Source organism: Pseudoduganella sp. GW821-FHT12E03 (genome assembly GCF_058807115.1).
Genome location: NZ_JBXAQJ010000009.1, coordinates 132680 through 156863 on the forward strand (window position 1 = coordinate 132680; position 24184 = coordinate 156863).

17 protein-coding genes are annotated in these 24184 nt (G+C 64.0%); 7 read left to right on the plus strand and 10 right to left on the minus strand.

The features are described 5' to 3' along the window. Position 1 precedes the first annotated feature (1 nt). The 3 genes from AC1RRC_RS22735 to AC1RRC_RS22745 form a co-directional block, all read right to left on the minus strand. Positions 2–3130, minus strand: a complete 3129-nt coding sequence (locus AC1RRC_RS22735; RefSeq protein ID WP_493057810.1) for an efflux RND transporter permease subunit — start codon at positions 3128–3130, stop codon at positions 2–4. Between the two features lie 9 nt (positions 3131–3139). Next, positions 3140–4402 (minus strand): efflux RND transporter periplasmic adaptor subunit, encoded by a 1263-nt coding sequence (locus AC1RRC_RS22740; protein WP_493057811.1) that lies wholly within the window; start codon positions 4400–4402, stop codon positions 3140–3142. Between the two features lie 176 nt (positions 4403–4578). Next, positions 4579–5313 carry a hypothetical protein gene (locus AC1RRC_RS22745; protein ID WP_493057812.1) on the minus strand — a complete coding sequence of 245 codons (735 nt, stop codon included), beginning with the start codon at positions 5311–5313 and terminating at the stop codon, positions 4579–4581. Positions 5314–5517: 204 nt separating this feature from the next. On the opposite strand from AC1RRC_RS22745, the gene AC1RRC_RS22750 reads away from it, so the two are divergent. Further along, positions 5518–7014, plus strand: coding sequence for an ATPase domain-containing protein (locus tag AC1RRC_RS22750; protein ID WP_493057813.1), 1497 nt, complete (start codon positions 5518–5520; stop codon positions 7012–7014). A gap of 6 nt (positions 7015–7020) precedes the next feature. Next, positions 7021–8556, plus strand: a complete 1536-nt coding sequence (locus AC1RRC_RS22755) for a hybrid sensor histidine kinase/response regulator (RefSeq protein ID WP_493057814.1) — start codon at positions 7021–7023, stop codon at positions 8554–8556. Between the two features lie 38 nt (positions 8557–8594). Here AC1RRC_RS22755 and AC1RRC_RS22760 read toward each other — a convergent pair whose 3' ends face one another. Beyond that, on the minus strand, positions 8595–10481 hold the full coding sequence (locus tag AC1RRC_RS22760; RefSeq protein ID WP_493057815.1) for an MFS transporter: 1887 nt from the start codon (positions 10479–10481) through the stop codon (positions 8595–8597). Positions 10482–10533: 52 nt separating this feature from the next. Beyond that, the gene (locus AC1RRC_RS22765; RefSeq protein ID WP_493057816.1) at positions 10534–11265 is read right to left on the minus strand and encodes a helix-turn-helix domain-containing protein; all 732 of its coding nucleotides are present in this window, start codon (positions 11263–11265) and stop codon (positions 10534–10536) included. Between the two features lie 133 nt (positions 11266–11398). Here AC1RRC_RS22765 and AC1RRC_RS22770 point away from each other — a divergent pair, with 133 nt between their 5' ends. From AC1RRC_RS22770 to AC1RRC_RS22785, 4 genes are read left to right on the plus strand one after another with little or no spacing between them, the layout of a single operon-like run. After that, positions 11399–11830 (plus strand): hypothetical protein, encoded by a 432-nt coding sequence (locus AC1RRC_RS22770; protein WP_493057817.1) that lies wholly within the window; start codon positions 11399–11401, stop codon positions 11828–11830. 1 nt (position 11831) lies between these two features. Continuing rightward, a complete protein-coding gene (locus tag AC1RRC_RS22775; RefSeq protein ID WP_493057818.1) occupies positions 11832–12746 on the plus strand; it encodes a DUF2145 domain-containing protein in 915 nt (304 codons plus the stop codon). A 35-nt stretch (positions 12747–12781) separates the two neighbouring features. After that, complete coding sequence (locus tag AC1RRC_RS22780; RefSeq protein ID WP_493057819.1) at positions 12782–15574, plus strand: DUF2339 domain-containing protein; 2793 nt, start codon at positions 12782–12784, stop codon at positions 15572–15574. After that, complete coding sequence (locus tag AC1RRC_RS22785; RefSeq protein ID WP_493057820.1) at positions 15571–17334, plus strand: DUF3999 family protein; 1764 nt, start codon at positions 15571–15573, stop codon at positions 17332–17334. The genes AC1RRC_RS22780 and AC1RRC_RS22785 overlap by 4 nt, the downstream gene beginning before the upstream one ends. On the opposite strand, the gene AC1RRC_RS22790 is transcribed toward AC1RRC_RS22785, so the two are convergent. Then, positions 17291–18589 (minus strand): sensor histidine kinase, encoded by a 1299-nt coding sequence (locus tag AC1RRC_RS22790; RefSeq protein ID WP_493057821.1) that lies wholly within the window; start codon positions 18587–18589, stop codon positions 17291–17293. The genes AC1RRC_RS22785 and AC1RRC_RS22790 overlap by 44 nt on opposite strands. Before the next feature lie 2 nt (positions 18590–18591). Beyond that, complete coding sequence (locus tag AC1RRC_RS22795; RefSeq protein ID WP_493057822.1) at positions 18592–19227, minus strand: response regulator; 636 nt, start codon at positions 19225–19227, stop codon at positions 18592–18594. Between the two features lie 151 nt (positions 19228–19378). Here AC1RRC_RS22795 and AC1RRC_RS22800 point away from each other — a divergent pair, with 151 nt between their 5' ends. Continuing rightward, entirely contained in the window at positions 19379–20020 is a 642-nt protein-coding gene (locus tag AC1RRC_RS22800) for an energy transducer TonB (protein WP_493057823.1), read from the plus strand. Positions 20021–20085: 65 nt separating this feature from the next. Here the strand turns inward: AC1RRC_RS22800 and AC1RRC_RS22805 are convergent, their stop codons facing one another. Genes AC1RRC_RS22805 through AC1RRC_RS22815 form a run of 3 tightly spaced genes read right to left on the minus strand, consistent with a single transcriptional unit; the run spans position 20086 to position 24150 of the window. Next, positions 20086–21192, minus strand: coding sequence for an ABC transporter ATP-binding protein (locus tag AC1RRC_RS22805; RefSeq protein WP_493057824.1), 1107 nt, complete (start codon positions 21190–21192; stop codon positions 20086–20088). 27 nt (positions 21193–21219) lie between these two features. After that, entirely contained in the window at positions 21220–23019 is a 1800-nt protein-coding gene (locus AC1RRC_RS22810; RefSeq protein ID WP_493057825.1) for an ABC transporter permease, read from the minus strand. A 48-nt stretch (positions 23020–23067) separates the two neighbouring features. Then, positions 23068–24150: an ABC transporter substrate-binding protein gene (locus AC1RRC_RS22815; RefSeq protein ID WP_493057826.1), complete on the minus strand. Its 1083-nt coding sequence runs from the start codon at positions 24148–24150 to the stop codon at positions 23068–23070. Positions 24151–24184: the final 34 nt, after the last annotated feature.

A 24184-nucleotide genomic window follows, 5' to 3' on the forward strand; every position in this document is an offset into this window, starting at 1 on the left:
TTCACACTCCTACCGATACTGCCGTGGCGGCAACCGCGGCGCGTCTTGCAAACCATCCGCGCACCAGCACAAAGAACACCGGCACAAAGAAAATACCCAGGAACGTCGCGGTCAGCATGCCGCCCAATACCCCGACGCCAATCGCGTTCTGGCTGCCGGAACCGGCGCCGCTGGCCAGCGCCAACGGCAGCACCCCGAGGCCGAACGCGATCGACGTCATCAGGATCGGCCGCAAGCGCAGGCGCACCGCCTGCAAGGTCGCGTCCTTCAGCGCCATGCCCTGCTCTTGCAATTCCTTGGCGAATTCCACGATCAGGATCGCATTCTTGGCCGCCAGCCCGACCACCGTCAGCAAGCCGACCTGGAAATACACGTCGTTCGATAACTTGAAGCCCCATGTCGCCAGCACCGTGCCGATCACACCCAGCGGCACCACCAGCAGCACGGAAAACGGCACCGACCAGCTTTCATACAGCGCGGCCAGGCACAGGAACACCATCAGGATCGACAAGGTGTACAGCACCGGCGTCTGCGAACCCGAATCGCGTTCTTCCATCGACAACCCGGTCCACTCGAAGCCGATACCGGCCGGCAGCTGGCTGGCCAGCTTTTCCATTTCCGCCATGGCGGCGCCGGAACTCACGCCCGGCGCGGGCATGCCCAGCACTTCCACCGACGGCACGCCGTTGTAGCGCTCCAGCCGTGGCGACGCATACACCCACTGGCCGCTGGCGAAGGCCGAGAATGGCACCATCTCGCCCTGCGCATTGCGGACAAACCATTTATTCAAATCTTCCGGCGCCATGCGCGAATCCGGCTGGCCCTGCATGAAGACTTTCTTGACGCGGCCACGGTCCACGAAATCGTTGACGTAGGCGCTGCCCCAGCCGGTCGACAGCACGCGGTTCACGTCGGCAATCGACAAGCCCAGCGCGCCGGCTTTTTGCTGGTCAATCGCGATCTTGTATTGCGGCGTATCTTCCTGGCCATTCGGGCGCACGCCCGTCAGCAGCGGGCTTTTCGACGCCATGCCCAGCAACTGGTTGCGGGCCGCCATCAGCTTGTCGTGGCCGACGCCGCCCTGGTCTTGCAGCTGCATATCCCAGCCGCCGGCATTGCCCAGTTCCAGCACGGCCGGTGGCGTAAACGCAAACACCATGGCGTCGCGGATTGTCGAGAAAGCGCCCATCGCGCGGCCCGCCACGGCTTTCGCACGGTTGGCGGCGCCGGGACGTTCGGCCCAGTCTTTCAGGCGCACGAAGGCGATCCCCGTGTTCTGGCCATTGCCGCCGAAGCTGAAACCGGCCACCGTGAAGATCGACGCCACGTTGGCTTTTTCGCCCTCCAGGAAGTGGTGTTCGACCTGCTCGATGACTTTCAGGGTGCGCTGCTGCGTGGCGCCGGCCGGCAATTGCACCTGGGCGAACAGCACGCCCTGGTCTTCTTCCGGCAGGAACGACGTTGGCAGGCGCGCGAACAGCACGGCCAGCACAGTCACCAGCACCGCATACAGCGCCATCGAACGCCCGCCCCGGCGGATCATCGCGCCGACCCAGCCCTGGTAACGGCTGCTGCCGCGCTCAAAGGTGCGGTTGAACCAGGCAAAGAAACCCGTCGCCGGCGCGGGGTGGCCCGGCTTCAGGAACGTCGCGCACAGCGCCGGCGTAAACACCATCGCCACCAGCACCGACAAACTCATGGCCGCCACGATGGTGACGGCGAACTGGCGGTAAATCACGCCGGTGGAGCCGCCAAAGAATGCCATCGGCACAAACACGGCGGACAATACCAGCGCGATGCCGACCAATGCGCCGGTGATCTGGCCCATGGATTTCAAGGTCGCTTCCTTGGGCGACAAGCCCTCTTCGGTCATCACCCTTTCCACGTTTTCCACCACGACGATGGCGTCGTCGACCAGCAAGCCGATCGCCAGCACCATGGCAAACATGGTCAGCGTATTGATGGAGTAACCGAGCGCGGATAAGACAGCGAAGGTGCCCAGCAACACCACCGGCACCGCCATGGTGGGTATCAGGGTGGCGCGGAAATTTTGCAGGAACAGGTACATCACGAGGAACACCAGCACCACGGCTTCGAGCAGGGTTTTCACCACTTCCTCGATCGACAGTTGAACGAACGGCGTGGTATCGAACGCCACTTCGGCTTTCATCCCGGCCGGGAATTGCTTGCCGAGCTGGTCGATCTTGTGGCGCACCGCCTGCGCGGTGTCGAGCGCATTGGCGCCGGTCGCCAGCTTGATGGCGACGCCGGTGGCGGCATGGCCATTGAAACGCGCCACGGTGTTGTAGTTCTCGCTGCCCAGTTCCATGCGGGCCACGTCGCGCAAGTGCACGGTGGCGCCGCCGCTGGTGGTTTTCAGCAGGATCGCGCCAAATTGTTCCGGCGTCTGCAAGCGGCTTTGTGCCGACACCGTGGCATTCAATTGCTGGCCCGGCACGGCGGGCGCGCCGCCCAGTTCACCGGCCGACACTTCCGCGTTTTGCGCCGTGATGGCCGCCGACACGTCGGCCGGCGTCAACTGGTAGCTTTGCAGTTTCGACGGGTCGAGCCAGATGCGCATCGCATACTGCGAGCCGAACAAGGTCACGTCGCCGACACCCTGCACGCGCGACAGCGGATCAATGACATTGGCCGCGACGTAATCGCCGAGGTCCGATTGCGTCATGGCGCCGTTTTCCGAGACAAAACCCAGCACCATCAGGAAGTTCTTGGTGGACTTCGACACCACCAGGCCTTGCTGCGTCACCACCGCCGGCAACAGCGGCGTGGCCAGTTGCAGTTTATTTTGCACCTGCACTTGCGCGATGTCCGGATTGACGCCGTTGGCGAACGTCAGCGTGATGCTGATGCCGCCCGTGCCGTCGCTGCTGGAACCCATGTAGCGCAAGCCATCGATGCCTTTCATCTTTTGCTCGATGACCTGGGTCACCGCGTCTTCCACTGTTTTCGCGGATGCGCCCGGGTAGCTGCCGCTGATGGTGATCGCGGGCGGCGCAATGCTCGGGTATTGCGACACCGGCAGGCGCAGGATGGCGATGGCGCCCGCCAGCATGATGACGATCGCGACCACCCATGAAAAGATGGGACGGTTGATAAAGAAACGTGCCATGGCGACTCCTTAACGCGCCGCGCCAGGCTGCGCACCCGCGCCGCCCGGATTTGCGGCCAGCGCCTGCTGCGGCATGCGCGTTGCCGCGCTGTGCGATGCGACCGGCTGCCCTGGCCGGGCCGGACCTGGCGCCTGCTGCGCCGCCGCGGTTGCCCCGCCCTGTGCGGCCACCGCCGCAGCTCCCGGTTTGACCTTTTGCAAGCCATCGATAATCACGCGGTCCCCGGCCGCCAGCCCGGCTTTGATTTGCCACTGGTCGCCAATCGCGGCGCCCGTGGTCAATCCACGCTGCTCGACCTTGTTCTCCCTGTTCAGCACCAGCGCCGTCGCTTCGCCTTTCGGATTGCGCGTCACGCCCTGCTGCGGCACCAGGATCGCTTGCGCGTCGACGCCGCTTTCCACCACCGCGCGCACGAACATGCCCGGCAACAAATCGTGTTTCGGGTTCGGGAACAATGCGCGCAACACCACGTTGCCGGTGCCCGGATCGACGCTGGCGTCGGCAAACTGCAGTTTGCCTTGCTGCGCATAGCGGCTGCCATCGGCCAGGATCAGCGTGACCCTGGCCTGGCCGCCCTGCTTCAAGCTGCCCGCTTCGACTTCGCGCTTCAGGCGCAGCAAGTCCGTGCTGGACTGGGTCACGTCCACATAGATCGGGTCAAGCTGCTGCACGGTGGCCAGCGCGGCGGCCTGACTGGCCGTCACCAGCGCGCCCTGCGTCACGGACGAGCGGCCGATGCGGCCACTGATGGGCGATGCAACCCTGGTGTAATCGAGGTTGATGCGAGCCGCTTCCAGCGCCGCGGCCGCCGCCTCCACTTCAGCCTGCGCCTGGCCGGCGGCGGCCACGGCATCGTCATAGTCCTGGCGGCTGACGCCTTCGATCGCCACCAGTTCCTTGTAGCGCGCCACTTTTGGCGTGGCGGCGGCCAAGTTGGCCCGGGCTTTGGCCAGCGCGGCCTTGGCGGAATTGAACGCGGCCTGGTAAGTGGCGGCATCGATCTGGTACAGCGGCGCGCCGGCCTTCACGTCGGCGCCTTCGGTAAACAGGCGCTGGCGGATCAGCCCGCCCACTTGCGGGCGCACTTCCGCCACCTGGTAAGCACTGGTGCGGCCCGGCAATTCCGTGGTGATGGCCACGGCGCGCGGCGCCACCGTGTGGACCGCCACTTCGGGCACCGGCGCCTTGGGCGCCGGTGCTCCAGCCGTGGACGGATTGCAGCCGGCCGCCAATGCGGCAGTGGTCAACAGGATCAGGGAATGAGGTTTCATGTTAATGACTTTCCGGTTATTTCTTTTTTATAGAATGAACGATCATTCTAAGCAAGTCAAGTTAACGATGCCTTAAAAAAAACCCGCCCTCAAGCTGAAGGGCGGGTGGAAAGCCGTGGTCGGGACCGGCCACGGTTAAGGGAACAGTCTTCCCTGCTGACGGGTTTGCTACATGATTACTTGATCGGTTCCGCGTCCACCACCACCGACTGGAAGGTCAGCTTCGAGCCGGACTCAAAGCCGGAATCAATCCCGACCAGCAGCCACAGCTTGCCTTCGGCATCGGCTTTCACGGTCAGCGGTTCCTTGCTCTTGACGGTTTTCGATTCCATCACCGGCGTGCCGCAATCGGGCACACTGTTGTTGATGGTGCCCAGCACCTGGCCAGCCTTGCCGCCGCCGCCCTGGTTGCCGCGATCGATATTCAATTCCTTGCGGCCATTGTTGACCACCACTTTCGGTTCGGTATCCGATGCGGCGCCCACCACCCATACGGCTTCGCCCGGCGAACCGCCCACGCCCATGCAGCCGGTCGAGACGTCGCTGGCGAATTTCACGGTGAAGTTCACCTTGTAGCTGGCCGACGGCACGAAGCCGCCAAATTGCTTTTTCACGAACAGGAACAAGTCGTCACTGCGGTTCACGCCGGCCACGTAATAGCCCTTGCCGGTCAACGGCGCGCTCAGCGGGCGCTGCTCGAAGACCAGACTCTCCGGCTTGTCGGCGTCCGAATAATCGCTGGAATCGCCCTTCCAGCCGTCGATGCCCTGGTTGAAATCGGCCGTGATCTGCACGGCTTTCAGCACGGGCGGCAGTGCGCCCTGGGGTGGCGTGGCGGCATTGTCGCCGCCGCAGGCGGCCAGCGTGGCGAGGAAGGAGACAGCTACTGCACTTTTGGTCAGGTAAGTCATTTTGGTTAAATTCCCAGTTGTCCGGAAGCTCACATTGTAAGAATCACAGGCCCGGTATAACCGGCGGTTTTGTAACCACATATATGTAGGGAAACGCTACAACTCCATGATAATTAAGTACATTTCCTAACCGATCCGTATCGGACAGGGCCGTTTTTCCAGTTGCGCTATTATCGGAAGGACACAAATACCGGGTAATCAACAATGGAACAGAACAGCGAAACCGGACGATTCCTGTCATCGGGCGTGCCCGGCCTGGATACCATCCTGTCCGGCGGTTTTACGCGCGACCGGCTGTATCTGGTGGAAGGCGAACCAGGTACCGGTAAAACCACGCTGGCCCTGCAATTCCTGACCGAAGGCTTGCGCCTTGGCGAATCCGTGCTGTACATCACGCTGGCGGAAACCAGGGCGGAGCTGGGTTCGGTCGCCAGTTCACACGGCTGGAACCTCGATGGCATCCATGTCGAAGAAATCATCACCGACCAGAACGCGCTCGATCCGGACCAGCAATACTCGATCTTCCACCCATCGGAAATCGAACTGGGCACCACCACCCAGCGCATCCTGGGCGCCATCGAAAAATACCAGCCGACCCGCGCCGTGCTCGATTCACTGTCCGAACTGCAGTTGCTGGCGGAAAGCGCGCTGCGCTACCGGCGCCAGGTCCTGGCACTCAAGCAGTACCTGGCCAGCCGCAATTGCACCACCATTTTCCTCGATGACCGCACGGCGCTGAACACGGATTTGCAAGTGCGCAGCGTGGCCCATGGCGTCATTACGCTCTCCGTGATCGACCAGGCTTATGGCAACGAGCGGCGCCAGTTGCGCATCGTGAAATACCGGGGCATCGCCTTCCGTGGCGGCGCCCATGATTACCGCATCATCCAAGGGGGCTTGCGCGTGTTTCCCCGCCTGGTGGCATCCGACAGCCGGGTGAGCCAATCGCGCGGCCAATTGTCGACCGGCTTGCCGGAACTCGACACCATGCTGGGCGGCGGTATCGAGGAAGGCAGCAGCACGCTGGTGGCGGGGCCGCCCGGCTCCGGCAAATCCACCGTGGCGGCGCAATGCGTTTCCGCCGCCTGCAGGCGGGGAGAACACTGTGCCATGTTCCTGTTTGAAGAGTCGCGCAACAATATGCTGAACCGCTGCGACGGCATGAACCTGGGCTTGAGCAATGCGATTGCCGACGGCATGTTGAGCGTGCAGCAAGTCGATCCCGCCGAACTGACGCCGGGGCAGTTCAGCCAGGCCGTGGTGGACGCCGCCGACCAGGGCGCCCGCGTGATCGTCATCGACAGCCTGAACGGTTACATGAACGCGGTGCCCGATGAGCGCTTCATGGCCACCTACCTGCACGAGATGCTGACCTTCCTGGGCCAGCGCGGCGTCGTCACCATCGTGGTGGGCGTGCAGGCCGGCCTGATCGGCAGCACCATGACTTCCGCCGCCGACGCGAGTTACATTGCCGACAACGTACTCATGGTGCGCTATTTCGAAACGGCAGGCGAAGTCCAGCAAGCGATTTCCGTATTCAAGAAACGGGGCAGCAGCCATGAACGGACCTTGCGCCGCTTTTGCATCACCGGGCAAGGGCCGCGCGTCGGCCCGGTCCTGAGCGGCTTTCATGGCATCCTGACCGGCGTGCCGACACTGGTCACTCCGGCCAATGTCCCCGCCAATGAGCAGCCAGGGTGACGCCACGTGGAAACGCGCATCCTGATCTACGCGCCCGGCGGCCAGAACGCGGCGCTGACGGAAAAAGTGCTGGCCACCGCGCATATCCCGTCGCACATTTGCGCCACGGTCACGGATTTGCGCGAGCAACTGGCATTGGGCGCCGGCGCCGTGGTCACCGTGGAAGAAGCGCTGTCGGCCAGCGGCTTTCGCGTGCTCAGCGACTTCGTCACGCACCAGCCCAACTGGTCTGACTTGCCGATCCTGCTGCTGGCGCAAAAAGGCGGCGATTCGCTGCTGGTGCGGCGCGCGGTGGCCAGCCTGGGCAACCTGACCCTGATGGAACGGCCGGTGCGCACCGTGACCCTGATCACGGCGGTGCAGGCGCTGTTGCGCGGCCGTGAAAAGCAATACCAGGTCAGGGAAAACAACCAGCGCAAAGATGAATTCCTGGCCAGCCTGGGCCACGAATTGCGCAATCCGCTGGCGCCGATCCGTACCTCCGCCACCCTGCTGACGCATTTATTCCCGCAATCGGAACCGGCCGCCCGCATCAAGGAAGTGGTGGAACGCCAGGTGGTGCACCTGACGCGGCTGGTCGATGACTTGCTGGACGTGGCGCGCATCACCAGCGGCAAGATCCAGCTGCAGCGCAGCGCCTTCAAATTCAGTGAAATCATGCGCCATGTGATCGAACTGAGCCTGCAGACCGCCATCGCCAAGCGCATCCACATGGACCAGGATTTACCGGTGGAGCCGATCGTGCTCGATGTCGATTATTCGCGCGTGGTGCAGATTTATTCGAACATCCTGTCCAACGCCATCAAGTTCACGCCGCAAGGGGGCCATATCGGCGTGAGCGCGTGGCGCGAAGAAGCCACGGCGACCAGCCCGGCCCAGATTTGCGTCAGCATCCGCGATACCGGTATCGGCCTCGATGCCGATGCGATCCCGAAAATATTCAACCTGTTCGAGCAAAGCCGCACCGTCAGTGGCCAGATGTCGAGCGGCCTGGGCATCGGTTTGTCGCTGGCGCGCCAGTTCGCGCAAATGCATGGCGGCACCGTCGAAGCATCCAGCGCGGGCACCGGCCAGGGCAGCGAATTTGTTATCCGCCTGCCGCTGCCGGCTCAGCCGCCGCCGCCGGGGCCCACTGCCGCGCCGCGCTGGACCAGTATGTCCGGCCACCGGCCACGCGTGCTGGTGGTCGATGACAACCGTGACGCGGCGGAATCGCTGGCCGCGCTGTTCGACATGGAAAACTACGACGTGGAAACCGTGTACGACGGCTATGCCGCCGTGGCGGCGACGGGCAGGCAGGCGCCGGACCTGGTCATCATGGACCTGGGCATGCCCGGCATGGACGGCTATGACGCCGCGCGCATGATCCGCCAGCAGCCGGGGGCCGAACGGATCGTCATGGTGGCGCTAACCGGATGGGGGCAAAACGAGGCGCGGCGGCGCACCCTGGATGCGGGCTTTGATTGCCACCTGACGAAGCCGGTCGACTTCAACGAACTGCTGCGCCTCGCCGGCGAGCGGATCGCGAAGGCCACCGCGTAGGGCGGTTTGCGCGTAGCGCAAGCCGCCGAATGCCCGCGTTACTTCCAGTCCCCGCGCAATTGCGCCACCTGCGTATGCAGCAACTCCGGCGTAACCTCATGCGGCGCCACCGGCTGTCCCACCGCCAGCGCCAGGCTGGAGCGCCAGCCCTTGCGGAAAGCACGCTCAAACACATTGTCCTGGCTGCGGCTCAGCACATGGCCCCACAGGCCGCGCAGCGCCATCGGAATCACCGGCACCTTGCTGCGCTCAACGATCTTGTTGATGCCGCCCTTGAAGGCGTTCATGTCGCCGGTGGAGGTCAGTTTGCCTTCCGGGAAAATGCACACCAGGTCGCCCTCATGCAGCGCCTGGGCGATATCGACAAACGCTTTTTCCATCAGCCACGGATCTTCCTTGGCCGGGGCGATTGGAATGGCTTTCGCGGTACGGAAGATCCAGCCCAGCAGCGGCATCTTAAAGATGCGGTGATCCATCACGAAGCGGATCGGGCGCGGGCTGGCGGCGCCGATCACGATCGCATCGACATAGCTGACGTGATTGCACACCAGGACCGCGGGACCGCTCTCGGGAATGCGGTCGCCATCGACGGTTTTCACGCTATGCAAAGTGTGGATCAGCAGCCACGCCAGGAAGCGCATCAGGAATTCCGGCACCAGCGAGAAGATGTACACCGCCACCACGGCATTCATGATGGCCGTGGCCAGGAACAGTTCGGGTATCGTAAAGCCCTGCCCCAGCAACACGATCGCGACGCCGGTGGCCGCCACCATGAACAGCGCATTGAGGATGTTCATGCCGGCGATGGTGCGCGACAAGTGCTCAGGGTCGCAGCGGGTCTGGATCAGGGCAAACAGCGGCACGATGAAGAAGCCGCCGAACACGCCGATCATCACCACGTCGAACAGGATGCGCAGCGCGCTGTCTTGCTGGATGAACGTGTTCCACACCACTGCCGCCGTGTTCAGATAGCCGGTGCTGGCGAAATACAGGTCGGCGCCAAACACCGTCATGCCAATCGCGCCAAACGGCACCAGGCCGATTTCCACCTTGTGGCCGGACAGGCGCTCGCACAGCAGCGAGCCGGTACCGACGCCCAGCGAAAACACCGTCAGCAGCAGCACGAACACGCTGGAATCGCCATGCAGGTAATCCTTGGCGTAGACCGGGAATTGCGCCAGCACCAGCGCGCCATAAAACCAGAACCACGAGTTGCCCAGCATCGACAGGAACACGGTGCGGTTGCCGGCCGAATGGCGGATATTGCGGATCGACTCGGAAAAGAAATTCCAGTTGATTTTCAGGCCGGGCGCGGGCGCGGGCGTGGTCGGCACGCGGTAGCTCGCCAGCAGGCCGATCACCGCCGTCGCCAGGGTGCCGGCCGCCACCAGTTGCAGGCCGTTGCCCGGCGTGGCCACCAGCACGGCGCCCAGCACCTGTCCCAGCAAGATGCCGACAAAGGTACCCATTTCAATCATGCCATTGCCGCCCATCAGTTCTTCCGGCTTCAGTTGCTGCGGCAGGTAGGCATATTTGACGGGGCCGAACAGGGTTGAATGCACGCCCATGCCCACCACGCCGAGGATCAGCAGCCACAAGGTGTGCGTCATCCAGCCGATACCGGTCATGGCCATGATCGCCACTTCCAGCCACTTCACCAGGCGCGACAGGCCGGCCTTTTCAAACTTGTCGGCGATCTGGCCGGCCGTGGCGGAAAACACCACGTACGGCAGGATGAACAGGCCGGGTATCAGGTTGGTGATGGTGGACGCGGACATCGTGGTCCAGCTGGCGGCGTCAAAGCCCAGCGCCACCACCAGCGCGGTCTTGAACAGGTTGTCATTGAAAGCGCCGAAAAACTGCACCCAGAAAAACGGGGCGAAGCGCCGCTGGGACATCAAGGCGAACTGGCTCGGTTTGCTCATGGTTTCGTTGGTGTTATTTAAGTAATGGTCGGAATATACACTGCCAAAAAGCCTAGCGCAGCAACGCTTTGAACGCTTCCGGCATCCACGGCCTCGCGGCCAGCAGGAAGGTGATCGAATGCCGCTGGTCATACGGCAGCCGCGCATCGTCCTGGTGTTGCTGCGAAAACTCATCGGCCACCTGCTTCAGGCGTTCCAGCAGCGCCTTGGTGGAACGGGGCGACAACATCACGCTCACCAGCCGCATCAGTTCATGGCTGCCGGCAAAGCGCGTATCGAGGTAATCGCCGGACGCCTCTTGCCGGAACCAGGTCTGGATCGGGCCATTCGGTATCCAGCTGAATGTCCTCGACACCAGCAGCTTGACCCGGTTGTTCGGCAACAAGGTCAAAAAACCGATGCGGTCCAGCCGCAGCAAGTACTTCACGGTTTCCGCTTCGCTGACCCGGTACACCGCCACGATTTCCTCGACGGGGATTTGGTTCAGCGCCGCCACGGCCACCACCAGCAATTTCGTATCGCCGATGATTTCCTCTTCCTGCGCATAGGTCAGCTGCGAAATCAGTTGCGGCGCATCGGTGGCCGCCTGCACCAGTTCCGCGAAATCCATGCCGACCACGTCCAGCACTTGCTCCAGCCGCTCCAGGGTGAAACTGCGCTGCGCAAACATGCGCTTCACACTGGGTTCAGACAATCCAATGCGCCGGCCCAATTCGGCATAGGTGACGGCTTTCGCCTTCAATTGCCGTTTCAGTGCATCAATCATGAGGCTGGTATGGGACATGGTGCCAGTTTTCCATCATCGGGTATCGAAATTTGATACCAATCATATCATCTGCATAACCGGTAGCATATTCATTGCTAAGCATGTACGTTAAGACAATGATGCAGGCACTTTCACCACCGGAGATTGCGCCATGAAACGCTTGCTTGCTTTGCTCTACAGCACTGTTTTATCCACTTCCCTGGCCTGCGCAACCTCTGCCCAGGCTGCTCCCCACAGCGGATCCAACCTGTCCCATGCCTCGGAAGCGCTGTCGGCCGCCGCCGGCATCGTGGTGCTGGGTTCGATGTCGGCGGTGGCGGCGTCCGGCTATGTCGTCATTGCCAGCGTGGCCACCGTGGCCGATGGCGTGGTGGTGGTGCTGCAAGGCGCCTCCACCGGCGTGGAAGCGTCGGTGCAACTGAGCGGCGCGGCGGCATTGGGATTGTCGGACGCGGCCGGCAAAGCGGTCACCGTCACGGCCACATCGACCGGCCACATGCTGGTCATGTCGGGCCGGGTGCTGGCGTTCATTCCCAATGAAACCGGCAAGTCGCTGCTGCACCACAGCCGGGTGGGAGGCTGAGATGGCCGCGCCGGCTTTCCCGTGCCGTCACGCAGGCATCCATGCCACCGTCCCCCATCCGGCGGCAATCGCCGCAACCATCGTGGCGCCGGGCATCGCCGCCGCCTTGCCCAGGGCCATGCTGGCCATGCTGCGGCTGGCGGTGGCAGCAGAGATGCTGGCCTGCCTGCTGGCCGGAAAGCCAGCCCATGCCGGCGCCAGTTGCGAAGACCGCCCGCTGCAACCGCACAACGTGGTGCAAGCGATGGACCTGGCGCTGCGCACGCGCGACGCCCTCGATGCCAGCGGCGCGCAAGTGGCGCTGATTGCGCGTGCCGGACAGGATTTGTCCGCCTATGGCTTGCGCTATTCGCACATGGCCTTTGCCTGGCGCGACCATCCGCAGGGGCGCTGGCTGGTGGTGCATGAATTGAATGGCTGCGGCACCGCCAGTTCCGCCTTGTACAACGAAGGGCTGGGCAATTTCTTCCTCGACGACATGTTCCTGTATGAAGCCCAGGTCGTGATTCCCTCCGCCGCCGTGCAGCAGCGGCTGGCGCAGGTGTTGGCCACCCATACGCCGCGCCGCCTGCACCAGATGCAATACAACATGCTGGCGTATGCGTACGGCACGCGCTACCAGAATTCCAACCAGTGGCTGCTGGAAACCCTGGCGGCGGCCAGCGCCGCGCCGGGCCAGGTGGAAAACCGCAGCGAAGCGCAAGCCTGGCTGAAAGCCGCCGGCTTTACGCCCATTACCGTACATCTCCCCGCCCTCACCCGCCTCGGCGCGCGCATGTTCCGCGCCAATGTCGCCTTCGACGACCATCCGTTCGACCAGCGCATGGCGGGCCGCATCGATACCGTCACGGTCGATGCCGTGGTGCGCTTCGTGCGCCGGACGGACACCGGCGCCAGCCAGTTCGTTGTCCGTTAAGTTTTTCTCCGCCCCCTCACTGGAAAGGACCCATCATGGAACAGGGCAATACGCAAGCCATCCCCAACCCCGGCGGCGGCAATCCGCCACCGGTGGATTTCAATGAACGGCTGCGCGAATGGATCTTCGGCGGCAACGTGGTGGCCAAGCTGGGATTGCTGATCCTGTTCATGGGATTGGGCTTCCTGCTGAAATACCTGAACCAGGCCTATGTGATGCGGATCGAGTACCAGCTGGCCGGCGTGGCGGCCGCCGCGCTGGCGCTGCTGGCGTGGGGCTGGCGCATCCGCCTCGCGCGGCCCGGCATCAGCCTGCCGGTGCAGGGCATGGCGCTGGCGCTGCTGATGCTGACCACCTTTGCCGCGTCCAAGAACCATCACCTGATACCCGGCGCCACCGCCATTGCACTGCTGGCGATCTTCGTGGCCTTTACCTGCCTGCTGGCCGTGCTGCAAGACTCGGTGTGGCTGGCCGTGTTCGGCATCATCGGCGGCTTTGCCACGCCGGTCATGATGTCCGACGGCAGCGGCAATCACGTGGCGCTGTTTACCTGGTGCGCCATCCTCAACGCCGGCATCATTGCCATCGCCATTTTAAAATCGTGGCGCGTCTTGAATGTACTGGGCTTCCTGTGCACATTCGTACTGGCCACCTCGTGGGGCGTGCTGAATTACACCACGGACGATTACCAGACGTCGCAAAGTTTCCTGGTCCTGTTCCTGCTGATGTACATCACGGTCGCCATATTTTATGCGCGGCAGCAGGCGCCACGGCTGACGCACTATGTCGATGGCACGCTGGTGTTCGGCGCCCCGCTGGCCGCCATGGGGCTGCAGTATGGCCTGATGCGCGACGTGGATTTCGGCATGGCATATTCCGCGCTGGCGCTGGGCGCCCTGTACCTGGGCCTGGCCATCTTCGTCAAGCGCCGCATGGGAGAAAACTGCCGCCTGCTGGGCGAAGCCTTCATGGCGCTCGGCATCATGTCGGCCACCCTGGCGATTCCCTATGGTGTCGATGACCGCTGGATGTCCGCCGCGTGGGCGCTGGAAGCGGCCGGTGTAATCTGGACCGGCTTGCGCCAGCGCCGCGCGCTGGCGTGGTGCTTTGGCATGCTGGTGCAACTGGCGTCTTGGATCTCGTTCCTGCGCGCCGTCAGCCGGATGGATGAAACCACCATCGCGCAATCGCACATGGCGATTGGTTTTGCCATGCTGGCCATTGCGGCATTTTTCATTGCCCTGCAATTGCGCAAGGCCGATGTGGAGGCATTGAAACCATTCCCCGCCGACACCGGCAAGGGCCTCGCGGAATTGCTGCTGCCCATCGCGGCGGTGTGGCTGCTGGCCGGGGCATGGCTGGAAGTCATCGTGCACACGGGCGGCTATGCGGAATTGAACTTGATGGTCGGCAGCGCGATTGCCGTGGCGGCCCTGCTGTATGGCATCTGCCTGCGCTGGCAATGGCGGACCGCCGGCTGGCTGGCCCAGGTTGCGCTGCTGATGGCCTGCGTCACCTTCATCCTGATGACGAACCTGTCGTGGGCCTATGACACGGAATCCTTTATCGACAGCGCGATCCCCTCGGCGCTGATGCTGGCCATCAGCCTGTCGGTCGTTTGTGAACGCCGCCATGCCGCCGATCCCGACGCCCCGGGCAATCTCGCCTTGCTGTCGTTTGCCGGCATTGCCTGGTTCATCATCGCGCTGCCGGCGCTGGCCGCATGGGGCAGCGGCGTGGCGGCCGTGCGGCTGGCAACCGAAACGCCGCCATTCAGCTGGTCGCTGTACCTGATGCTGGTGGCCACGCTGGCGACCAGCGCGTTGCAGGTGGCGCAGCGCCGCGCGTGGCCGCAGTTGATCTGGCTGTCGGTGCCCGCGTTTGGCGCACAACTGATTGCCGGCGGCGCCGCACTGGCCTGGCTGGTCCTGTATGACGAATTGCCCGATGCGGCGCTGTGCGCCGCCGGCCTGATGGCGTGGATCGCGGCCGGCCATGCGCTGGCGTGCTGGCGCCGCACCGGCTGGATTGCGCCGGGTTCGATGCAGACCCTGCTGCACCTGCAACTAGTGGCCATGCCACTGCTGATGGTGTGGCCGGCGCTGCGCATCCTCACCTCCGGCATGACCACGCTGGGTCCTGAGTGGCAGTTGTACCTGCCCGCGTGGGGCACGATGGCCGCCATTGCCTGGCTGCTGCGCCGCGCCGCGCACGACGCCTGGCCGCTGTACCCGCTGACGCTGTGGCACCGCCGCGTGACCTTAAGGCTGGCGGTCGGCTGGGCGCTGCTGGTGGCGGTCGCGTGGAACTTCGCGTCGGATGGTGGCATGGCGCCGCTACCCTATGTGCCGGTACTGAACCCGCTGGACTTGACCACCGGCTTTGCCGCCTTGCTGGCAATCGCACACTGGCGCGCGGCGGCGCCGCACGTCAGGGAAAAATGGGCGGGCCGCATGCAACTGGCGGGCGCGGGCGGCGCCTGGCTGTGGCTGAACCTGATGCTGCTGCGCAGTGTCTCGCACTACCTGCATGTGCCCTACACGTTCGACGCGCTGATGGCGTCCACCTCCACCCAGGCCATGCTGTCGCTGGTGTGGAGCGGCACGGCGCTGGTGCTGATGCGCCACGCCGCCGTGCGCATCCGTCCGCGCCAGTGGGGCGTGGGCGCGGCGTTGCTGGTGGCGGTGCTGGCCAAGCTGTTCCTGCTGGACTTGCAGGACCGTAACAACTTCGCGACCATCATGGCGTTTATCGGGGTTGGCTTGCTGACCCTGGCGATCGGCTACGCGGCGCCGTTGCCACGCCGCGGCACCCAGGGTGCCGCATGAAACGCCACGTGCTCCTGCTGTGCGCCGGCGCGGTGCTGTTGCCCGCGCTGGCGGGTGGCGCCGCGGCGCCGGACACGCCGGCCGCCTATGGCTGGGCCATGCCCGTCACGGTGACGGACGACAATGGCGTGCACGCCCTGCGGCTGCCCTCGCCGGTCTACCTGCATGCGCAATCGGCCGCGCTGGCCGACCTGCGCCTGTTCGACCGGCGCGGCTTGCCGGTGCCTTACGCATTGCGCCCGCCGCCCACCGATACGTATACGGACGCACGCGAACTTCCGCTGCGGATCTTCCCTTTGTACCGGCAGCCGGGCGCACCGGCCTCCGTGACGACGCAGGGCGACTTCAAGCTCGAACTGCGCACCGACAGCGACGGCCGGCTTCTGTCAGTGACCAGCGCCGGCGCACCGCCACGCACGCAGCCGCCGTCACCGGCGCAGGGACCTGCGCTGGAAACGCTGATCCTGGACCTGGGCATTCCAGCGCGCGGCACGCCGCCCACCGTGACGGCCCTGCGCTTTGTCCCGCCTGCGGGCAAGACCGGCTACAGCGCGCAAGTGTGGCTGGAAGCCAGCGATGATTTGCGCGACTGGCGGCCGTTGGGGACGGCCGACCTGCAATGGCTGTCCGCTACCGACGGCGCCATCCTGGCGTGCGACATGCTGGCGTTTGAACCCGCCCGCTTCCGCTATGCGCGCCTGACGTGGCGTGGCGGCACGCCCGCCCTCTTCGCGGGGATCACCGCGCTGTCCATCAACCAGCATCGGACGGCTCCGGCTATGGACAGCGCCGTGCTGGCGCCGGTCCCGGGCCGCGTGCCCGGCGACCTGGTCTACACGGCGGGCATCGGCATCCCGGCGGAACGCGCCGGCATGCAGTTCGCCACGCCCAACGCGGTATATGCCGCCATGCTGGGCAATTATCGCGATCCGCCCGCGCCCTTCCGGCAGGCTGCGCCATCTTCTTCCGAGCGCCGGCATCACCGGCATCACCACTTGCGCGACCACTGGCACCGCGATCATCCTTACCGCCATGACCGGCGCCGGGCCGACGATGCGCCCGCGCCGCCGCCAGATCCGTTTTCCCCGATCGCCAGCGCCACCTTTTACGACATCACGCAAGACGGCAAACGCAAACGCTCCGGCGGCCTGCAACTGCCGCCAACCCAGCTGGCGCAATGGGTGGTGCGGCCCTACAGCCCGCAAGCGGCCGCCATGCCGCTGTCGCAAGCGCCCAAATTGCAACTGTCATGGACGCCGGCCACCCTGCTGTTCCTGGCCACCGGCAATGGCCCGTATACGCTGGCCTTTGGCCGCTCCGGCGCGGCGGGGATGGAACATGACCTGGGCCATATTGCGCCGGGCTATACGGAACAGGAATTGCGCGCCCTGCCACAGGCGCAGGCCGGCACGGCGCGGCAAACGCCATGGACTGGCTCAGGCGGCGGCCTGGCCGGTACAGGTAGCGCGGCTGTCGGAAGTCCCGGTGCCGGCGGCGGCACGGGCAATGACGGGCCGCCTGGAGGCGGCCAGTCCATGAGCGGCGCTGTCGGCGGGACTGGCACCACCAATGCCGCGGATGCGGCCAGCGCCCCCGCCGCGCCACGGCCAGGCACGGGACCCGCGCCCGGCTGGCAGATGGGCAAGGCAATCAACTTCTCGGACCACGCGCTGCTGTGGGGCGTGCTGCTGGCCGGCGTCGCCGGGTTGGCTTACCTTACGGTGCGCCTGCTGAAGCAGCCAGCGGCAAACGGATCGTGATGACCGTCCCCGCCCCCGGCATGCTGGACAAATCAAACGTCCCGGCATACGCCGCCACCCGCTCGCGCATGCCGGCGATGCCGATCCCGCCCGCGACCAGGACGGGATCGAATCCCTTGCCATTGTCGGTCACCGTGATGCGCAACGCGTCGCCAGCCGCAACAGCTTCGCGCACCAGCGTGACAGCGACTTCCGTGGCGCGCGCATGCTTGGCCACGTTCGACAGCGCTTCCTGCACGATACGGTAAGCGGAAATCGCCACCGCGCTGTCCAGTTTGGAAAAGTCGCCTTCGGCATGAAAGCGGTAACGGCAGCCCTGCCCCACGCCGTCGTGGTGGCGCACCATTTCCTCGATGGCGCCCTGCAACCCCAGCAACTCCAGCACTTCCGGGCGCAAGCGCCGCACCAGAGCGCGGCCGCTGTTATACAAACCCAGCGCCAGCTTCGTGATGCCCTGCGCCCGCTGGCCAATCTCCGCCGCCGCGTCTTGCTGCGGCGCCAGCGCGGCAATGCGCTGCGCTTCCAGCCGCACGGCAATCAGGGTGGCGTTCAATTCATCATGGATTTCCAGCGCAATGCTCTTGCGTTCTTCTTCGACCGCGCTGTTCACCTTGCGCAGCAACAGCCGCTTTTCCGCATCGGCGGCGCGCAGCGCACGCAGGGTCGATTGCAGCGAATCGTTGAAATGGTGGGCGAATTGCCACGCCAGCGCGGCGCACGCCAGCAAGCCCAGGCCCGCCACCAGCAGCGCCACATAGAACCGGTTCAGGTGGCGGCGCATGGCGGCCGTGGGCGACATCGTGACGCGTACATACCCCACCGTTTCCGTGCTGAAGCCGCCCTGCGCCGCCGGATGGCCCTGCACATTCAGCCACACCAGGCGGCGCACGATCGGCGCTTCATGCGGATGCGGCTGCGCGGTACCGCCGCCCCTGGCGGACACCGTCAGCACGCCTTTGCGCGCGGCATCGAGCACCTCGACCTGGAAAATGCCACGGTCGGCCTGCACCACGCGTTCCACACCCTGCCGCAATTCCCCCAGGCGGCCCATGGCCAGGTGGTATTCGCTGCTGTCGGCCAGCACCTTGGCCACCAGCGGTCCGCGCTCGGCCAGGTCTTCATCGACATCGGCGATGCCGGAGGCATACAGGTAGCAAACAAAGGTGGCGAACATGTACACCAGCGGCACGATGATGATGGACAGCAGCCGCGTGCGCAGGCTCCAGCGCCGCCACGGCGCCATCCAGGCCGGCATGTTCAAGGCTCGATCAGGCCATGCCGCACCGCCAGCCGGGTAATCAGCGCCGGGCGCTCAACGCCGAGCTTTTCCTTGACGGCCTGGCTGATGTTGCTGATGGTCTTGCTCGAGACATTGAGCTTTTCCGCGATTTCCACGTTGGTCAACCCTTCCGCCATCATCGTGAAAATCGCCAGCGAACGTTCGTCGAGCTGGGCCTGGGGCGACAATTCGCCCTGCACGGAAATCTGCGCCAGCCGCTGCGCAATTTGCGGCATGAAATACAGCCCGCCTTCGTGCGCGCGCCGCACCGCCGCCGCCAGTTCGTCGGGATCGCAATCCTTGGTCATGAAGGCGCGCGCGCCCAGCCGGTAAGTTTCCTTGATCAGGCTGTCCTGGTCGAACTGGCTGAGGAAAATGATTTTCGCCGCCGGGTCGTGCGCCAGCACGTGGCGCGCCACGTCCATGCCCGTCAATTCGTCCCCAAAGCGCATATCGAGCACCAGCACATCCGGTGTCAGCGCCTGGTATTGCGCCATCGCCTCGGCCGGCGTCTTCACTTGCGCCACCACTTCCATGCCCTGCCCTTCCAGCGACATCGCAAATCCCGTCATGACGATCGGATGGTCGTCGGCCAGCATTACCCGGATTGTCATTATTCCACCTGTCAGCAAAGTATTATTCCATTGAGTGGAAGTTTATCACACGACTTAACACCAACAAAATTCCTTCCAAACTTCCATTCAATTGAATATATTTCTTCCATCAACTAGCAAACCATCTTTCCACCGACCACCAGGAGCGCCCATGAACACCCGTAAAAACTACACCGGCCTGACCCTCGTTGCCGCCGCCCACCTGGCGCTCGGCCTGTACGCGGCCACCCACAACAAGGTGACTATTTTCCGTTCGCCCGAAGTGGTGATCGACTTGCCGCAAAAGGAATTGCCGCCGCCACCCATAGTCGACTACACGGAATTGCCGATGGAGCCGCTGATCCGTCCCGATATCGTGGTGCCGCCGCTGCCGGAGACCGTGCCGCTGCCGCAGGATCCGCCGCCGGTGACGGCGCGCCCGATGCCGGACGGTTTACCGCTGGAACCGCTGCCGCGTGGCAGGATCAATCCCGATGGCGGCGGCGAGTCCGTCGTCGCGCCGAAAGCGCCGGTACACGTGGCGGCCGTGGTCGACGCATCGCATTGCACCCGCCCCGACTATCCCGCCGCGTCGCTGCGCAATGGCGAGTCGGGCACGGTGACGCTGGCCTTCCTGATCGGCACCGATGGCAAGGTGGTGGATTCGCGGGTGGAAAAGTCCAGCGGTTTCCGGTCGCTGGACAAGGCGGCCCTGCAGGGCCTGGGATTGTGCCGCTTCAAACCGGGCACGGTGGATGGCGTGCCACAGCAGTCATGGACGCAAATGCAGTATCTGTGGACGCTGAACGAGTGACGTCAACGCCCCGCAGGCGGGAGGCCCGTCATGCCGGGCTTCCCGCCTGATTCACCGGCAGGGGGTCAAAACACCCACAACCGGTCCGCCGGCATGTGCAGCCAGTACGTCCCCGCATCGAGCTTGTATTTCGAATAGGCGCGCAGGTGGAGGTCGCCGGACGCATTGCCGAAGATGCACTCCCAGCGGTCTCCCAGGTACATGCAGGTGATCAGCGGCAGCGGCAACGCGTTCGGCGTGCTTTCCGCGCGCACCACCACTTCTTCCACCCGGATCACCACCGCCGGTTCCGCTTCGCCCTTGCCGCGCGCCGTGCCCAGCAGGGACACGCCGTTGACGTCCAGGATCACCGAGCCGCCTTCGCGGCGCACGACCTTGGCCGGCAAGCGGTTGTTACTGCCCATGAATTCCGCCGTGAACAGCGTGTTCGGCGTTTCATACATGCTTTGCGGGTTGCCCTGCTGTTCGATCTTGCCGTTATTGAGCAGCAGGATGCGGTCGGAAATCGCCATAGCCTCGCCCTGGTCGTGCGTCACCATCAGGGCCGACAAGCCCAGGCGCACGATCAGTTCACGCAGGAACGAGCGCGCTTCCTCGCGCAGCTTGGCATCGAGGTTGGACAGCGGTTCGTCCAGCAGGATCACCGGCGGGTTGTACACCAGCGCGCGGGCAATCGCCACGCGCTGCTGCTGGCCGCCGGACATCTGGTGCGGGAAGCGCTCGGCCAGATGGCCCAGGCCCAGCTGCTGCAACACTTCCATCACGCGCTGCTTGATTTCACCCGCATTCATCTTGCGCAATTTCAGGCCATACGCGACGTTGTCGAACACGGTCTTGTGCGGCCACAGCGCATATGACTGGAACACCAGGCCGAGGCTGCGTTGTTCGGCCGGCATTTCAAACTCGCGCGCACCGTCGAACACCACCCGATCGCCAATCGCGATGGTGCCCTGCTTCGGGCTTTCCAGGCCGGCCACGGCGCGCAGCAAAGTGGTCTTGCCGCTGCCCGATGGGCCCAGCAGCGCCACCACTTCCCCCTTTTGCAGGTGCATCGAGACACCTTTCAAAATCGGATTGGCGGTGGTGCCGCTGCCGTATTCCAGGTGCAAATCGTTGACGGTCAGTTCGTTGGTGGTAATGTCATTGGTCATGTTCATGGCGTCTCGCTTCATGATGTTGGTCCTTATTATGGTTGCGGCTCAGTTGTGCAACTTGACGCCAAAGCGCAGCGCAATGCCCAGCCCGATGGCCACCAGCGTGATATTGATGAACGACAGCGCCGCCACCAGGTCGGTCGAACCGCCCGCCCACAGCGACACCAGCATGGCGCCGATCACTTCCGTGCCCGGCGACAGCAGGTACACGCCGGTCGAGTATTCACGTTCGAAGATCAGGAACACCATCAGCCAGCCGCCCAGCAGCCCGTACTTGATCAGCGGCAGCGTCACGTCGCGGGTCACCTGGCCCCGCTTGGCGCCCACGGCGCGCGCCGCTTCTTCCAGTTCCGGCCCGACCTGCAGCAGCGCGGTGGAAATCAGGCGCATGCCATACGCCAGCCACACCACGGAATACGCCAGCCACACCGCGAAGATGGTCGAGCGCAGTGAACGCAGGGCCGGCACGAAGTGTTCCGTTATCCACAGCGCAAAGAAGTTATCGGCGCCCTTGAAGAAGCCGTCGATCCACGATGGAACGAACAGGAATACCCACAGGAAGGCCAGGCCGGCCAGCAGGCCCGGCACGGCGCGCGGCACCAGCACGCTGTAGTCCAGCAGGCGGGTGATGCCGTCCGGCTTGCGGTGCATGGCCAGCGCGATCGCGCTGTAGCACGCCACGGCCAGGCCGCCGCCAATCACGCCGATCAGGATCGTGTTGATGATGCCGCGCACCAGCGAATGCTGCCCGAGGATGTCGCGGAAGTGCTGCAAGGTCAGTACGTCCGCCAGCTTCACGCCCTCGCCCCAGTACTGCACGAACGAGCGCAGCACGATGCCCGACAGCGGCACGATGATGGTGAACAGCAGCCACGCGCCCAACAGCGCCAGCGCCACCCATTTCCATTTACCGAGCGGCATGGCCTTGCTGCGCGCGCCCTTGCCCTTGATCGACACATATTTGTTGGCGGACTTCAGCAGGCGGCGCTGCAGCATCACCAGCGGCAAGGTCACCATCACCAGGCACACCGCCACGGCGGCCATCAGGTGGTACGACGGCGTGCCCAGCTTATTCGTCAACTTGTACAGGTAGGTCGGGAGCACCAGGTGGCCTTCCGGATCGCCCAGCACCAGCACCAGGCCGAACACTTCAAAGCCGAGGAAGAACACCAGCACACCGGCATAGGCCAGCGCCGGCATGATCATCGGCAGCGACACGTTGAGCATCACCTGCAGCGGCGACGCGCCGGCCACCCGGGCCGCTTCTTCCACATCCGAGCCCAGACTTTTCAGCGCCGACGAGGCATACAGGTACACGTGCGGCACGTGCGTCAGGCCGGCGATGATGACGATGCTGGTGAACGAGTAGATATTCCACGGGATGAAGCCCAGCAAGTCCTTGGCCCAAGTCGAATAAAAACCCACCGGTCCCATGGACACCACGTAGCCGAAGCCCATCACCATCGGCGAGACAAAAATCGGCACCAGCAGCAGCGGCGAAATGATGCCGCGGCACGGCAAATCGGTGCGCACCATCAGGAACGCCAGGGCGCCGCCCAGCGGCACGGCAATCAGGGTCAGGCCGGTGGCCAGCAGCGTGCCATTTTTGAAGGCCATGGCGAAGTCCGGGTCTTCAAAAATGAAACGATAGGCGTCAAAGCCGGTTTCCTTGTCCGGCATGAAAAACGGCGCCGACAAAAAGCTCTGGTAAAAAATCAGGAACAGCGGCAGGAAGATGGCCACCAGGGCCAGCGAAACCACCACGCCGCGCGGCCAGTTCAGCGCTTGGATCCACGGCGGGATCCACGACGGGCGGCCATTGCCGGGTAAAGTCAGGGTTTGCATATTCGGGTCCTCACACGTTTGGCGGGCCGGGACGGCCCGCCATGCGAATTACTTCTTGCCTGCGGTTTCTTTCCACTGCTTCAGGAACGCCATGCGCTTCTGCGGGCCCAGGAATTGCAGCAGGATCGGGTGCACCGGCACCGGGCGGATGTTGTCCTTGCCGACCTGTTTGATCAGGTCCGCCGACGTGGTTTCCCCGGTCACGTCGGAGCGGATCGCATACAGCTTGGATTCATTGGCAATCACGGTCTGGCCACGGGCCGACAGCATGTAATCCATCCACAGCTTGGCGGCGTTGACGTTCTTGGCCGATTTATTGATGAACACCACGCGCGACATCACCAGCGTGTAATCCTTGGGCAGCACCACGCCGATCGACGGATCGGTCTTGGCGCGCACCAGCGCGTAGGAGCCGAGCACGTTGTAGCCGATCAGGTTTTCACCGGACGAGATGCGCTCCATCATGGTGCCGGTCGACGATTGCACGCGCACCCGGGCGGCGCCGAAGGCGTTTTCCAGTTCCAGGAATTTCGGATATTCCTTGGCGTCCTGCGTCATGAACATGAAGCCCACGCCGGATTTTTCGATGTCATAGGTGGTGACCTTGTCGGCGAATTTCGGCTGCTGGATCAGCTTGACGAAGTCGGCGTGGGTTTGCGGCACTTCCTTGGCATCGACCAGGCGCTTGTTGTACACGAAGGCGGCCGGTTCAAACGTGGTGCCATAGGCCTTGTCGTCCCAGATCGCCCACGATGGCAGCTTGGCGCTTTCCGCCGATTTGTATTGCAGCGCGTGGCCGTCCGATGCGAGGCGCATCTGCAAGTCCATGGCGGACGACCACATCACGTCGGCGGTATTGCCGCCGGCCGCCGCTTCCGAGATGAAGCGGTTGTAGACCTCGGTGGAATTCATGTCGTTGTATTCGACGGTGATGCCCGGATACAGTGCCGAGAAATCCTTGACCAGCGGCTGCGTGGCCTTGCTGTCGGTGGCTCCATACACCACCAGCTTGCCTTCCTTTTTCGCGCCGTCGATGATCTTCTGGTAATCGGCCGGGTAGCCGGCAGGCACCTGTGCAAAAGCTACAGACGTGCAGAGGGCGGCCGCGACGGCCAGGGTCGTTTTAAACATGGTGATCTCCGAATTATTAGACGTTGAAAAGCGT

Excerpts from the sequence above, each read along its gene's own strand:
- AC1RRC_RS22795 (WP_493057822.1), bottom strand. The coding sequence starts at position 19,227 with ATGACAATCCGGGTAATGCTGGCCGACGACCATCCGATCGTCATGACG.
- AC1RRC_RS22790 (WP_493057821.1), bottom strand. The coding sequence starts at position 18,589 with ATGCCGGCCTGGATGGCGCCGTGGCGGCGCTGGAGCCTGCGCACGCGG.
- AC1RRC_RS22760 (WP_493057815.1), bottom strand. The coding sequence starts at position 10,481 with ATGAGCAAACCGAGCCAGTTCGCCTTGATGTCCCAGCGGCGCTTCGCC.
- AC1RRC_RS22780 (WP_493057819.1), top strand. The coding sequence starts at position 12,782 with ATGGAACAGGGCAATACGCAAGCCATCCCCAACCCCGGCGGCGGCAAT.
- AC1RRC_RS22815 (WP_493057826.1), bottom strand. The coding sequence starts at position 24,150 with ATGTTTAAAACGACCCTGGCCGTCGCGGCCGCCCTCTGCACGTCTGTA.
- AC1RRC_RS22810 (WP_493057825.1), bottom strand. The coding sequence starts at position 23,019 with ATGCAAACCCTGACTTTACCCGGCAATGGCCGCCCGTCGTGGATCCCG.
- AC1RRC_RS22800 (WP_493057823.1), top strand. The coding sequence starts at position 19,379 with ATGAACACCCGTAAAAACTACACCGGCCTGACCCTCGTTGCCGCCGCC.
- AC1RRC_RS22745 (WP_493057812.1), bottom strand. The coding sequence starts at position 5,313 with ATGACTTACCTGACCAAAAGTGCAGTAGCTGTCTCCTTCCTCGCCACG.
- AC1RRC_RS22735 (WP_493057810.1), bottom strand. The coding sequence starts at position 3,130 with ATGGCACGTTTCTTTATCAACCGTCCCATCTTTTCATGGGTGGTCGCG.
- AC1RRC_RS22740 (WP_493057811.1), bottom strand. The coding sequence starts at position 4,402 with ATGAAACCTCATTCCCTGATCCTGTTGACCACTGCCGCATTGGCGGCC.
- AC1RRC_RS22785 (WP_493057820.1), top strand. The coding sequence starts at position 15,571 with ATGAAACGCCACGTGCTCCTGCTGTGCGCCGGCGCGGTGCTGTTGCCC.
- AC1RRC_RS22775 (WP_493057818.1), top strand. The coding sequence starts at position 11,832 with ATGGCCGCGCCGGCTTTCCCGTGCCGTCACGCAGGCATCCATGCCACC.
- AC1RRC_RS22765 (WP_493057816.1), bottom strand. The coding sequence starts at position 11,265 with ATGTCCCATACCAGCCTCATGATTGATGCACTGAAACGGCAATTGAAG.
- AC1RRC_RS22805 (WP_493057824.1), bottom strand. The coding sequence starts at position 21,192 with ATGAAGCGAGACGCCATGAACATGACCAATGACATTACCACCAACGAA.
- AC1RRC_RS22770 (WP_493057817.1), top strand. The coding sequence starts at position 11,399 with ATGAAACGCTTGCTTGCTTTGCTCTACAGCACTGTTTTATCCACTTCC.
- AC1RRC_RS22750 (WP_493057813.1), top strand. The coding sequence starts at position 5,518 with ATGGAACAGAACAGCGAAACCGGACGATTCCTGTCATCGGGCGTGCCC.